The following is a 12,214-nucleotide window of genomic DNA, read 5'->3' as shown; positions in this document are numbered from 1 at the left end:
CGCAAAGTAGGCACAAATATTCGCAGAGAGATTAGGAAAATAGGGGTCCGCAGAGATTCGCAAAGTAGGCACAAAGATTCGTAGAGAATTTTAAAAAATAACTTATTGTATCTCTGTGAATTCTCTGCGAATGGCTGTGTAATAGCAAACGTTACTCGATCGTCATCGATTTTAGTTTTGACCTGTAAGCTTCCAGAGCTACTGATTTGTATAGATAACCGTAATATTTACCGTTTTTAATTACTGGTAAATGTGTCCTTTTGCATTTTTCAAACTTATTCATCACCACTTCCATGCTATCTATAGTGTAGATTATAGATGGGGGTTGTTTCATTATATCTTTAATCAAAGTATATTTTACACGATATGGATTAAAAATAATTTCACGAATATCGTTAAAGTGAACGACTCCTTCGAGCTCTCTTTCTTTATTTATAACTGCAAAAACAGTTTGGTTAGAATGTGAAATTAAATCGACTAATTTAACTAAACTATCTTCTGGGGCAACTGTTAAACAATCCGTTTGTATTAAAGATTCAATGTCCAAAGTTGATAGCACATTGTGGTCTTTATTATTGGTAAATGCATGTCCTTTTTTAGCCAATTCTTTTACATCCATAGAGTGTTTTTCGAATCGTTTTGAAATAGCATAACTGATTGAAGCTACAATCATCAAGGGCAGCATCAAGCTGTATCCGCTTGTTATTTCTGCAATTAGGAAAATCGCAGTCAGAGGAGCGTGAAATAAACCACTAAGGATTCCTGCCATACCGACCATCGTAAAGTTACCAATTGGTAAATGGGTCAATCCAGTTAAGTTAATGGCTTTGGACAGCACATAACCAACATAGGAACCCATGAACAAAGAGGGGGCGAAGTTACCACCGTTTCCGCCAGAACCTAAAGTGATTGCCGTAGCAAAAACTTTTATCATCATGGTGGCCGCGACAAAAAGTAATACGATCCAATTGTTGTTTCGAAAGGAGCTAAACAAGGTGTTTTCTAATAATTCGCTAGCGTCATTGTTTGCCAATGTTCGTATGCTTTCATATCCTTCTCCAAAAAGTGTAGGGAAAACAAATATCAACACCGCTAATAAAGAAGCTCCTAGTAATGCTTTTTTGTAAGCATTCATTCTTAAATGCGCAAAAAAGTGTTCTGTTTTTTGAAAATTTCGAGTAAAAAAGACCGAAACAAAACCAGTTATAATTCCGAGTAAAACGTAAAAAGGAATGTTGTGGTAGTTAAATTCTGGTTGGTGCTTGATATTCAGTAATATCTCTTCGTTTAACGCGATAACCGATACCAAAGCTCCAGTGGCAGCTGCAATCATAATTGGTGTAAAAGCGGAGATGCTTACATCTACCAATAAAAATTCGATGGCAAACAACACTCCAGCAATTGGCGCATTAAAGGCAGCAGCAATTCCGGCAGCTACTCCGCAACCAATCAGTAAAGTTCTGTCTTTATAGCTTAATTTGTAATTTTGAGCATAATTAGAACCAAAAGCGGCACCTGTAACTACAATTGGACTCTCTAATCCTGCAGAACCACCCAAACCGACTGTTAAGGAACTCGTTACTATTTGAGCATACATTTGTTTACGAGGGATGATACTCGCTTTTTTGGCAACGGAATATAATATTTGAGACGTTCCTTTTTCGATGCTTCCACCTAATAATCGTTTGATCACAAAAACGGTCAATATCAGTCCAGCAATAGGTAAAATACTATTAATAAAACTAAGTTTTAAAATGCCGTTAACATAGGTCGCAAATTTAAATACCCAGTGTGCGAAAGATTTTAAGACAATTACGGCAAATGCGGAACTAATACCTACTAAGACACTCGAAAGGAAAATAAATTGTTTTTCAGTTAATATTGATTGTAATAACTCAATTATACTTTCTAATTTAGAAATATACCTTTTGAACATTTTAGTTTTGTTTTTTGAAATGCAAAAATACTATTAATTTAAGCAACAGATACTTTTTTGAGGGCTTCTTTTCTGCTTAAAGGTTTTAAGTTGTTAACGAAAACGAATTCTTTAACGGCCTCTGGATTAGTTTTAGCATATTCTCGCAATGCCCAACCAATCGACTTTAGAATGAAATATTCATTGGAGTCTTTAAGTTGTAAACAAATATGCTTTAACAATTGAAAGTGAGTTCTCGATTTATAACCCAATTGAAATAAAATAGCGGATCTATTAAGCCATCTATTTTCATCGGTAGAAAAATCGCTGATTATCGTTGAGATGCTATTAGAGAATTGGAGCAAATAGTTCCCTAAAATAGGTTTGTAAATGATATGGACACTGTTCCTTCCAGAATGTGTGGTTAACCTTTTTTTTATTAAAAGGATACCTTCTGGTTTGTAGTTGTTTTTAAGTTGCTCTATCAGGATTTCACTAGTACAATAATGAAATTCTCTTTCTTTTTTAGAAAAGAATTTGGGTACAATATCGCGCACATTTTGGTTGATTTCCTATTTAGTTTTCTTTCCATACAGATTGTAATAATAACCGTCTTAGATTCGTTTTTATTTCAAAGAAGTCAAATTTATTTTTCATGTATTTTGGCATTACAAAAGCATCCTCTTTATTGGTATTCGGTTCAAAAGCAATTTGAAGTGACGGAATGAAACTTATTTTATAAACTCATTAATTTTTCTTTCGAATGATTTTTCAGGTCTTCAAAAAAAGTAGAAAATTCTTGTTCGAATTCATCATAGAATAGAACCAGTTCTTCTGTTGCGAATCGCATTTGTGATTTGTTTTTGGTGCGGGAATCCATTTGCGTCAAAATTTCTCGAATTCCTTCTACGGTTTGATAACTCAATAACCAGTTCTGTTTAATCATATATGGCATCAAGGCAACTGTTCGTTCCGTAAGGATTTCTTTATTTTGTTCCAAAGAAGTATAGAAATGGTCAATAAATTCTGCTAAATTTTCATCTGAGTACTTTTTCCAGTTTTTGGCTAAAAAATGATCATAGAATACGTCAACAATCACTCCCGAATAATGATGGTAGCGTTCGTGTAGTTTTTTGGTACTCATTCGGAAAACTGGATGTGCATCAGTAAAGGTATCAATGGCTCTATGAAGAATGATTCCTTTTTGAATGTCAACTGCATAGGTCTCAAAATGTTTGCCTCTAATTCCATCGGCCATAAAATTGCCGATTTTAATTAAATCGTTATTTCCGGAGAGGTAGATGTGTGCTAAAAAATTCATTCGACTAAAATATGAATTCTAAACCACTTATTTAATCTCTCAATTATTATATTTGTGCAAACAAATAGAAATAACCAATTTTTTAAAAATATACAGCATGACATTAATCAAATCAATTTCAGGAATTCGTGGGACAATAGGAGGAAAAGTCGGGGATAACCTAACACCGGTTGACGCAGTGAAATTTGCTTCGGCTTATGGAACATGGCTAAAAAACTACTCAGGAAAAGAAAAATTAACTGTGGTTGTAGGTCGTGATGCTCGTATTTCTGGACCAATGATTCACAACTTAGTAGTGAATACCTTGATTGGATTAGGAATTGATGTTGTTGATTTAGGATTGTCAACGACACCAACTGTAGAAATTGCTGTACCACTAGAAAAAGCTGATGGCGGAATTATTCTTACTGCTTCTCACAATCCAAAACAATGGAATGCCTTAAAGTTATTGAACGAAAAAGGGGAGTTCTTGAATGGAATAGAAGGAGAGAAAATCCTTGAAATTGCCGAAGACGAAGCTTTTGATTTCTCAGATGTTGATAATTTGGGTACCATTACAATCAATGATGCTTATATGGATATTCATATCGATGAAGTCTTGAATTTAGCATTAGTAGATATAGAAGCAGTTAAAGCGGCAAAATTTAAAGTAGTTGTAGATGGAGTAAATTCATCTGGCGGAATTATTGTTCCTAAGTTATTGGAGTTAATGGGTGTCGAAGTAGTGGAATTGTATTGTGATCCGACTGGTGAATTTCCTCATAATCCAGAACCTTTAAAAGAACACTTAGGGGATATTTGTGAATTGGTTGTAAAAGAAAAAGCAGATTTCGGGATCGTAGTAGATCCAGATGTAGATCGTTTGGCTTTTATTTCTGAAGACGGAGAAATGTTTGGCGAAGAATATACTTTGGTAGCCTGTGCAGATTATGTTTTGAGTAAAACTCCTGGAAATACTGTGTCTAATATGTCGTCTTCACGTGCTTTGCGTGATGTGACCAATTTACACAACGGAATTTACGAAGCGAGTGCTGTAGGAGAGGTAAACGTAGTAGATTTAATGAAGAAAAACAACGCCATTATTGGTGGTGAAGGAAACGGTGGAATCATTTATCCTGAATCACATTACGGTCGTGATAGTATGGTCGGAATTGCTTTGTTCTTGACATATTTGGCAAACAAAAAAATGACCGTTTCGGCATTGAGAGCTTCGTATCCAGAATATTATATGAGTAAAAATAAAATTGAATTGACCCCTCAAATTGATGTAGATGCCATTTTGGTTGCTATGACTGACAAATATAAAAATGAAGACATCACAACTATTGATGGAGTTAAAATTGACTTTGCTGAAGAATGGGTGCATTTAAGAAAATCAAATACAGAACCAATCATTCGTATTTATACTGAAGCTGCTTCACAAGCAAAAGCAGATGTATTAGCACTTCGAATTATTGATGAAATCAAAGTAATTGCAGGAATTTAATTTTCGATTAGTATAGAATACAAGAAACCCTTTCAGAGTTTAATTTGAAAGGGTTTTTTAATTTATGCTTTGTCCCGTCCTGAAATAGCGATACACAAAAAGTATCCTTATGGAAAAACATGAAGAAACACGCTATGTTAAGCGAACGCAAAAAGATTACTCAATGTCTTTTAAATTGCAAATTGTCCAAGAAATTGAACGAGGACATCTTACGGCAACAGCTGCTACAAAAAAGTATGAAATTCAATGTAGAAAAACTGTAGTCAATTGGCTCAAGAAATTTGGTAACTTTGATTGGGAGAACCAAACACCATTTACTATGTCAAAGTCACCAGAACAAAAGATAATGGAGCTTGAAGCCAAAGTAAAACTTCTAGAGAAGCAGAAGTCCTTTTTGGAACAACAAGCCTTTGTTGCGGATAAAAAAGCAATCATTTTTGATATGATGATTGAAATAGCCGAGAAAGAATATCAAATTGATATCCGAAAAAACTCATCACCCGAACAATCGACCATTTTAAACAAAAAGAACAGCAAACAATAATGTTCGCCTGTAATTTGTTCGGGGTAGACAGACAGGTTTATTATCGTAGAATTAAAAGGAAAGTTATCAAAGAATCTAAAGCAATTCAAGCGGTTTCATTGGTTATGGATATAAGAAAATCAATGCCTAGATTAGGCACTAAGAAATCATATCTTTTGTTATTGGACGAGCTTAAACCAATGAAAATTGGTAGAGATAAATTATTTGATATACTCAGAGCTAATCACTTATTAATCCAACCAAAACGCAGTTATCACATTACAACTAATTCACATCATCGCTTTAGAAAACACCAAAATAAAATTCTAGATTTAGAAATAAATAGACCCGATCAGGTTTGGGTTTCTGATATAACATACATTGGGAAAAGAGATAAACCGTGTTATTTAAGTATCGTTACTGATGCTTATTCTAAAAAGATAGTGGGTTATTATGTTGCTAACAATATGAACACCGAAAGCAGTGTTATAGCCCTAAAGATGGCTATACAGCAAAGAAAAAACAAGGAAGTACCTTTGATTCATCATTCAGACAGAGGATTGCAATATTGTGCCAATGATTACCAAAACATCCTAAGTAAAAATGGAATATTGCCAAGTATGACACAGAACTCTGATCCATATGAAAATGCGGTCGCTGAAAGAATAAATGGAATTCTAAAACAGGAATTTATGATTGATAAATATAATCTAGATTTGAAAATTATGAAGAAAATCGTAAAAGAATCAGTTGATATATATAACGAATTACGACCACATTATTCTAATTATATGCTAACACCAAATCAAATGCACTTGCAGAATCAAATTAAAATGAGAACATATAAAACAAAAAACACTTGCAAAAAAGTTCTTGCAAGTGTTTAATTAATTATTTTTAGTCTAATAATCTGTATCGTTTATTTAGGACTAGACACTTGAATTTCTGTTTTTTGATGTTTCCAGCGTTTGTGTGTCCAAAAGTAAAATTCAGGAGCCTCAAGGATTTGCTTTTCTACTTCGTGAATATACTCATGGGTGATCTGAAATTCAGGAGTTTCTTTCGCATTTTTTGCAATCGGAATAAAAGTAGCTTCATAGAAACCTCTTTTTACTTTTTTTACTTTTATAAATTCAACTCCTAGATTATATTTTCTAGCAATCATTTCTGCTCCGGTATGTACTGGAACTTCAATACCCATAAAATTATAATAATGAAATATTCGATCTAGTTTAGGGGATTGATCACTTGCAAGTCCATATACACAAGCAATATTTTCTTTTTGTTTTTTGGCAATGAATGTAATGGTTTCTCTAGTTACAATCAATTCGGTCTCGAATTTAGTTCTAATATTTCGAACCAAACGATCAAAATAGATGTTGTTCACTTTTTTATATACTGCGATTCCTTTCAAGGTAGTCTGATTATTCATGGTTAATAACCATTCGTAACTTGCATAGTGTGATGCTAGCAACATCATACTTTTATTTTCTTTTTCGTAATGTTTGAAAATTTCAGGATTTGTAACATGAAATCTTTTACTCATTTCTTTTGGGGAAATAGTCATTGTTTTTATCATTTCAAGAAACATATCACATAAATGATGATAGGATTTTTTTTCTATCAAAAGGCGTTCTTTTGTATTTAGGTTTGGTAAGGTCAGCGCAAGGTTGTATCGAACCGTTTCTTTTCGGTAGCCAATGATGTAATATACGATGAGATATACAAAATCAGAAAACCAATATAATATTCGAAAAGGAAGAATGGAGATAATCCAGAGTAAGGGATAAGCGATTATATAAACCAAAAATTGCATGCGGTATTTTTTTAGCAAATATAGGTCAAAAATGAATACCTATAAACTTTTATAGAGGAGCGGTTTGGGGATTTTAGTTTTACTACATTTACATTTCACAAATATACTTTTTATGAATATTTTTTTAATAGCAATAATGCTTGCTAATGTTTTGATGAGTTTTAAAGGATTTAATGATACTACTTTTTTTAGTAAATATAAGTTTCACATGGGACGATATCTAGCTGGAGAGCAAATAAGAATTGTTTCTTCGGCATTTTTACATGCGGATATTAGTCATTTGGCTTTTAATATGCTTACGCTTTATTTCTTCGCTCCTGTGGTGATCAGTTATTTGGGGGATTTTCCTTTTCTAATTGTCTATTTTGGGAGTTTACTAGTTGGAGGTTTACTGACTGTTTATTTTCATAAAAAAGACTATAACTACAGTGCAATTGGTGCTTCTGGTGCGGTGACGGGTATTTTATATTCTGCTATTTTATTGCGTCCTGATATGATGTTGGGAATATTTTTTATAATTCCAATGCCAGCTTATGTTTTTGGAATACTGTATTTATTGTACTCTATTTACGGAATGAGATCTAAGAATGATAACATTGGGCACACGGCGCATTTTGGAGGCGCTATAGGTGGTTATTTGATTACTTTATTGATTTACCCAAGCGTATTGGTAGATCATCTGTTTATGGTTGTTTTATTAACGATTCCTATAGTAGTACTTTTTGTAATGGCAAAAATGGGGAAACTATAATGGCATAACTTTTGAAAAGTAATTATTCAAAATAATTTAATATTTAAAACTATTATGAAAAAGATAATTTTAGTTCTTACAGTGTTTGTTATGACGATGTCCTATGCTCAGGAAATAAAACTAATTCCACAAATTAATGTGTCTGGAGAAGGAAAAGTAAAAGTGGTTCCCGATCAAGCTTTAATTACAGCTACAGTCGAAACTAAAGGTACCATGGCTAAAGAAGTAAAGAAACAAAACGACCAACAAGTAGAGTCTGTTTTGAAATTAATAAAAAAAATGAATTTGAATCCTGCTGATTACAAAACACAACGTGTGGCTTTGAATCCGCAATACGATTATGAAAAAAAGAAACACAATTACAATGCTACACAAACAATCGAAATAACGTTGAAGGATTTATCGAAATATGATGAATTAATGGAAGGTTTGGTTGAAAATGGAATTAACAGAATTGACAATGTGAGTTTTCAATCTTCAAAAATGGCACAATACGAATCGGAGGCGAGAAAATTAGCGATAAAAGAAGCAAAGAGTAAGGCCGAGGATTATGTATCTGTAGTGGGACAGAAAATAGGTCGTGCGTTGACAATTACAGATAATTCACAAGGATATAGTCCGCAACCTGTTTATGCTCGTATGAAGACTATGGTAATTAGTGAAGATGCATCTACTCCAAGAGAAACTTTGGCAGCTGGAGAAATCGAAATTACAGCCAATGTGAATGTGAGTTTTCTATTGGATTAATAAGGTTCCTATATATTATTATAGTGTACCAAAAACGGTGTAAGTAGTAAAAAATGACTTGGGTTAGTAATAAATCCAAGTCATTTTTTTATTGTTTAAAATTTCCGCTCTTTTCCTATAATTTCCTGAATAATGCGAATCAAGGGTTGAGAAGACGATAAAAAAGAAAGAAATACCTTTCAATAAACTAGGTTGATAGCTTGGAAATCAGTATATTTAAAGTGTATTCGACGCACATTTAAACATATGATTATTCAGACTAAAACACTAAAATCAGTAAAAATCTATTCAACGATTTGTGAAAAATTTGAAAAAGATTTAAAATATACCTGTGAAAGATTTAGTAACAACACTAAACAGAATTTAACAGACCAAGAAATTATGAGCATCTATTTATTTATCATTGAAGAAGAACAACGATTCACGATAAAGCTAATACATAAATTTGCATCTGATTATTTGCGTTCTTGGTTTCCAAATTTAGGTTCTTATTCAGGATTTTCAAATAGACTAAATCAATTATCTGAAGCATTTAGAAATCTTACAAGTTCACTTTTTGAAAATTTTATGCCTCAAGATTGTCACGTAAATCAAAGTTTGCTCGATTCTATGCCGATAATTACTTGTTCTGGAAAACGATTTGCTAAAGTCGCTAAAGACCTTACAGATAAAGGATATTGTTCTACTAAAAGTTTGTATTATTTTGGAGTAAAGCTTCACGCATTAGCCTTTAGACGCGATAAAACGATTCCTTTTCCAGAAGAAATTCAAATAACACCAGCTACGGTAAATGACTTAACAGTATTTAAAGAAGCTTGGTCTAATAAAACAAATAGATGTTTTTTTGGAGACAAAATTTACATCAATCAAGACTTTTTTTCAGATTTAGAAAATGAAAAAAACTCAATAATGATGACTCCTATAAAAGGAGTTAAAGGTAAATGTCTAGAAAATAAAAATAGAGACAAAGCTGCTGATGATTTGTTTTCAGTAGCGGTATCAAGGATTAGATAACCTATAGAATCGCTATTTAATTGGTTAATTCAAAAGACGGATATTCAAAAAGCAAGTAAAGTTAGGTCAAGTAAGGGATTGCTAATCCATATTTTTGGAAAAATAGCCTCCGCTTTTATAAATTTAATTTTTTAACCCTTGATTCGCATTAATTATTATTGAGTATTTGATTGCAATCTTCGTTTTCTAAATTTGTTATCATAGTTTCTATTCTTTAAAAAAAAAAGGCGTTGTTTTTTTAGTAATTTGGTTCGAAAAGAGGCTGTGTTTTATATTTTAGATAATGGATTTTATCGTGTGGACACATTTTTAAAAAAAGCCTGTTCTTCCATAACAGCTTTAAAATATTTCAACCCAATACTAATCTGCAATCAAAAATATTTTCACTTAATGCTAAACGAAAGATGGTCAGGGAAGTAGTGAATTTAAATCAGTTTTACTTTTTAAAATGTATTAACCCAATCCATAGTTTGTATCGCTGAAACTTTATTATCGGCATTCATGGTCACACGAAGTTCTTTATTGGCTACTTTTTTAGAATAGAGTGCTTTGAATCTATAAATTGTAGTTCTGTTTTTAGGATTTTGAAAAGTCTCCACAAGTTCAATATCATCAAAAGTTCCATAATATTGACGATAACGATTGCATATTGCAGATAGTTTTTCAATAGTAATATTGTTGATAACTGAAGCTGTAGCTTCGGTAGTAGTAAAAGGTTTGAACTTAGAAGTATTACAAGTCATCAAAATTCGTTTCCCCAATTCATACGCCTTTTTCTTTTGTGCAGTACTAACGGCTGTGAGTTTCAGTTTTACAAAATCCACTTTGTCTTTTTCTTCCTCTTTTGTTTCTTCAATAACTTCTTCAATTCCTGGAGTTGTTTCAATAGGAATTTGAGTGGTTATTACTTTTTTGGATTTACAGGCAATAAATAAAGTTAAACAGAGTACTATGGCTAATCTTTTCATTCTAAAAATTTTAATCTTAGGTTGTCTTTTGTAACGGCAAAATCCTAGATTGATTGTGTTTCTAGCAAATTTACGGAACCAAAATGCTAATTCAAAAGGAATTTTCATTTTGTCATAGTTATGGTAATCAAGATGTTTTTTATTGGTCTCAAATTATAGTTAAAACTATGTACTTTAGTGCATTTCGCTTTAGCTTCTAAAAACTTTTTGCCACAGATTATGTGGATTAGAAGGATTTAATCTGTGGAAATCAATTTAATCAGTGGCTAATTTATTTTTTTTGTAATTCATCCTTGCAGACTTTAAGGTTGCTAACTAAATCTATGGACTTTAAGTCCGTAGGAGTGGTTTAGTTAAAGAATTTTAGTATAGCGGTACTAGACCTATGCTCGAACTCAATGTCATTAAGTTAAGGAAATTTCATATTACTTTTTTGAAGTAAATGATATCCTGAATTAACTAACTATTTTAAAAGTTAACTCTTCGTCTTTTTGAGGTTAAATAATTAATTGTTAAAATGTTTTAATTAGTTAGGATAACTAACTATATTTGTTATATATAATTATGATTACAAAGTTAATGTCTAATTTAAAATTTTAAAGTCATGAGTAAATCAGTATTTTATCACGCAGGTTGCCCTGTTTGTGTAAGCGCAGAACAAGACGTTATAGATTTAATAGGTCAAAATAACGTCCAAATCATTCATTTGGGAGAGGACAAATCGAAAATCAATGAAGCAGAAAAAGCAGGGGTAAAATCAGTTCCAGCTTTGGTAACTCCAAAAGGGAATGTATTACATTTAAATTTTGGTGCTTCAATTCAAGATTTAAAAGGTTAACCTTTATAATCCCTGTTGAATCAAATCCGCAGGGATTATTTTTTTGTAATCAATAAGAAATAGTAAACGGGTTCAAGTTCTTTTTTCATTTTAAGCGTTATTAAAAAAACGTTTACTTTTACAATAATTATAGAGTTTTAAAAACTAAAAAGATGTCAGTATTCAATCTTAACGAGCAAAATGCTAATCTTGACAAAAAAATTGTAGCAGGACTGGAGCGTATTTCTCAAGTTTTTAAAATATTGCTTTGGGAAAAGTCGAAACTACACCAACTTTCTCCCATTCAAATACAATTACTGATTTTTATTAAGTATCATACTCAAAATCAATCTACGGTCAGTTATTTGGCACATGAATTTAATGTTTCGAAACCAACGATTAGTGATACTATCAAAACTTTAGAACAAAAGAAATATATCAAAAAAATTATTGATAAAGTTGATGCTAGAAGCTACACCATTGAGTTGACTGAATTGGGTAAGGATATTGTTTTAGAAACTGAGAATTTTGCTGATCCTTTGTTTGATATTATTTCTAAATCGGATGCCGATGATAAAATTATTCTGTGGAGGAATATTTCGGATATGATTCTTCAATTAAATAAAATGAAGATAATTACCATTCAAAGAACGTGTTACAATTGCAAGTTTTTTTCAAAGGAGGAGAATGTTCCCTTTTGTGGTTTATTAAATCAAGAATTAAAAAGTGAAGACATCCGAATGGATTGTGGCGAATTTATCCAAGTTTGATTTTTTATCACTTTGAGAGCTCACTTTTTATATTAAACCATCAATAAAACCTATCTTTGAAATTCACTTTACAATCCCTTTTTTCA

At 32.1% G+C, this 12,214-nt stretch carries 13 protein-coding genes; 8 read left to right on the top strand and 5 right to left on the bottom strand.

Annotation, left to right across the window (positions count from 1 at the left end):
- Positions 1–151: 151 nt before the first annotated feature.
- The 3 genes from ABZP37_RS13890 to ABZP37_RS13880 all read right to left on the bottom strand — a co-directional run bounded on the left by ABZP37_RS13890 (position 152) and on the right by ABZP37_RS13880 (position 3,236).
- A complete protein-coding gene (locus ABZP37_RS13890) occupies positions 152–1,936 on the bottom strand; it encodes a chloride channel protein (protein ID WP_366183706.1) in 1,785 nt (594 codons plus the stop codon).
- Between the two features lie 38 nt (positions 1,937–1,974).
- Positions 1,975–2,472, bottom strand: coding sequence for a DNA alkylation repair protein (locus ABZP37_RS13885; RefSeq protein WP_366183705.1), 498 nt, complete (start codon positions 2,470–2,472; stop codon positions 1,975–1,977).
- Between the two features lie 179 nt (positions 2,473–2,651).
- Positions 2,652–3,236 carry an acyl carrier protein phosphodiesterase gene (locus tag ABZP37_RS13880; protein ID WP_366183704.1) on the bottom strand — a complete coding sequence of 195 codons (585 nt, stop codon included), beginning with the start codon at positions 3,234–3,236 and terminating at the stop codon, positions 2,652–2,654.
- Positions 3,237–3,333: 97 nt separating this feature from the next.
- On the opposite strand from ABZP37_RS13880, the gene glmM reads away from it, so the two are divergent.
- From glmM to ABZP37_RS13865, 3 genes are all read left to right on the top strand, one after another.
- Positions 3,334–4,722 carry a phosphoglucosamine mutase gene (gene glmM, locus ABZP37_RS13875; RefSeq protein WP_366183703.1) on the top strand — a complete coding sequence of 463 codons (1,389 nt, stop codon included), beginning with the start codon at positions 3,334–3,336 and terminating at the stop codon, positions 4,720–4,722.
- Between the two features lie 109 nt (positions 4,723–4,831).
- Positions 4,832–5,266, top strand: a complete 435-nt coding sequence (locus ABZP37_RS13870) for a hypothetical protein (protein ID WP_366182920.1) — start codon at positions 4,832–4,834, stop codon at positions 5,264–5,266.
- Entirely contained in the window at positions 5,266–6,132 is an 867-nt protein-coding gene (locus tag ABZP37_RS13865) for an IS3 family transposase (RefSeq protein WP_366183702.1), read from the top strand. Before ABZP37_RS13870 ends, ABZP37_RS13865 begins: the two co-directional genes overlap by 1 nt.
- A gap of 32 nt (positions 6,133–6,164) precedes the next feature.
- Here the strand turns inward: ABZP37_RS13865 and ABZP37_RS13860 are convergent, their stop codons facing one another.
- Positions 6,165–7,061 carry a lysophospholipid acyltransferase family protein gene (locus tag ABZP37_RS13860; RefSeq protein WP_366183701.1) on the bottom strand — a complete coding sequence of 299 codons (897 nt, stop codon included), beginning with the start codon at positions 7,059–7,061 and terminating at the stop codon, positions 6,165–6,167.
- A gap of 112 nt (positions 7,062–7,173) precedes the next feature.
- Between ABZP37_RS13860 and ABZP37_RS13855 the strand changes: the two genes are divergently transcribed.
- The 3 genes from ABZP37_RS13855 (at position 7,174) to ABZP37_RS13845 (ending at position 9,573) form a co-directional block, all read left to right on the top strand.
- Positions 7,174–7,812 (top strand): rhomboid family intramembrane serine protease, encoded by a 639-nt coding sequence (locus ABZP37_RS13855; protein WP_366183700.1) that lies wholly within the window; start codon positions 7,174–7,176, stop codon positions 7,810–7,812.
- Between the two features lie 54 nt (positions 7,813–7,866).
- A complete protein-coding gene (locus tag ABZP37_RS13850; protein ID WP_366183699.1) occupies positions 7,867–8,559 on the top strand; it encodes an SIMPL domain-containing protein in 693 nt (230 codons plus the stop codon).
- Between the two features lie 381 nt (positions 8,560–8,940).
- Positions 8,941–9,573: a transposase gene (locus ABZP37_RS13845; RefSeq protein WP_366183698.1), complete on the top strand. Its 633-nt coding sequence runs from the start codon at positions 8,941–8,943 to the stop codon at positions 9,571–9,573.
- Positions 9,574–10,016: 443 nt separating this feature from the next.
- Here the strand turns inward: ABZP37_RS13845 and ABZP37_RS13840 are convergent, their stop codons facing one another.
- Complete coding sequence (locus tag ABZP37_RS13840; RefSeq protein WP_366183697.1) at positions 10,017–10,649, bottom strand: hypothetical protein; 633 nt, start codon at positions 10,647–10,649, stop codon at positions 10,017–10,019.
- Positions 10,650–11,145: 496 nt separating this feature from the next.
- On the opposite strand from ABZP37_RS13840, the gene ABZP37_RS13835 reads away from it, so the two are divergent.
- Both ABZP37_RS13835 and ABZP37_RS13830 read left to right on the top strand, forming a co-directional pair.
- Positions 11,146–11,379 carry a thioredoxin family protein gene (locus tag ABZP37_RS13835; RefSeq protein ID WP_366183696.1) on the top strand — a complete coding sequence of 78 codons (234 nt, stop codon included), beginning with the start codon at positions 11,146–11,148 and terminating at the stop codon, positions 11,377–11,379.
- 152 nt (positions 11,380–11,531) lie between these two features.
- Positions 11,532–12,128 carry a MarR family winged helix-turn-helix transcriptional regulator gene (locus ABZP37_RS13830; protein ID WP_366183695.1) on the top strand — a complete coding sequence of 199 codons (597 nt, stop codon included), beginning with the start codon at positions 11,532–11,534 and terminating at the stop codon, positions 12,126–12,128.
- Positions 12,129–12,214 lie beyond the last annotated feature (86 nt).

Origin of the sequence: Flavobacterium ovatum, assembly GCF_040703125.1 — a bacterium.
Lineage (GTDB): Bacteria > Bacteroidota > Bacteroidia > Flavobacteriales > Flavobacteriaceae > Flavobacterium > Flavobacterium ovatum.
The sequence above is the reverse complement of the archived record's forward strand: the minus strand, read 5'-3'. Positions and strand labels throughout refer to the sequence as shown.

What these genes read in the sequence shown, in the direction of transcription:
- ABZP37_RS13890 (WP_366183706.1), bottom strand. Translation starts at nt 1,936, where the DNA reads ATGTTCAAAAGGTATATTTCTAAATTAGAAAGTATAATTGAGTTATTA.
- ABZP37_RS13850 (WP_366183699.1), top strand. Translation starts at nt 7,867, where the DNA reads ATGAAAAAGATAATTTTAGTTCTTACAGTGTTTGTTATGACGATGTCC.
- ABZP37_RS13830 (WP_366183695.1), top strand. Translation starts at nt 11,532, where the DNA reads ATGTCAGTATTCAATCTTAACGAGCAAAATGCTAATCTTGACAAAAAA.
- ABZP37_RS13860 (WP_366183701.1), bottom strand. Translation starts at nt 7,061, where the DNA reads ATGCAATTTTTGGTTTATATAATCGCTTATCCCTTACTCTGGATTATC.
- ABZP37_RS13880 (WP_366183704.1), bottom strand. Translation starts at nt 3,236, where the DNA reads ATGAATTTTTTAGCACACATCTACCTCTCCGGAAATAACGATTTAATT.
- glmM (WP_366183703.1), top strand. Translation starts at nt 3,334, where the DNA reads ATGACATTAATCAAATCAATTTCAGGAATTCGTGGGACAATAGGAGGA.
- ABZP37_RS13855 (WP_366183700.1), top strand. Translation starts at nt 7,174, where the DNA reads ATGAATATTTTTTTAATAGCAATAATGCTTGCTAATGTTTTGATGAGT.
- ABZP37_RS13840 (WP_366183697.1), bottom strand. Translation starts at nt 10,649, where the DNA reads ATGAAAATTCCTTTTGAATTAGCATTTTGGTTCCGTAAATTTGCTAGA.
- ABZP37_RS13835 (WP_366183696.1), top strand. Translation starts at nt 11,146, where the DNA reads ATGAGTAAATCAGTATTTTATCACGCAGGTTGCCCTGTTTGTGTAAGC.
- ABZP37_RS13870 (WP_366182920.1), top strand. Translation starts at nt 4,832, where the DNA reads ATGGAAAAACATGAAGAAACACGCTATGTTAAGCGAACGCAAAAAGAT.
- ABZP37_RS13865 (WP_366183702.1), top strand. Translation starts at nt 5,266, where the DNA reads ATGTTCGCCTGTAATTTGTTCGGGGTAGACAGACAGGTTTATTATCGT.
- ABZP37_RS13845 (WP_366183698.1), top strand. Translation starts at nt 8,941, where the DNA reads ATGAGCATCTATTTATTTATCATTGAAGAAGAACAACGATTCACGATA.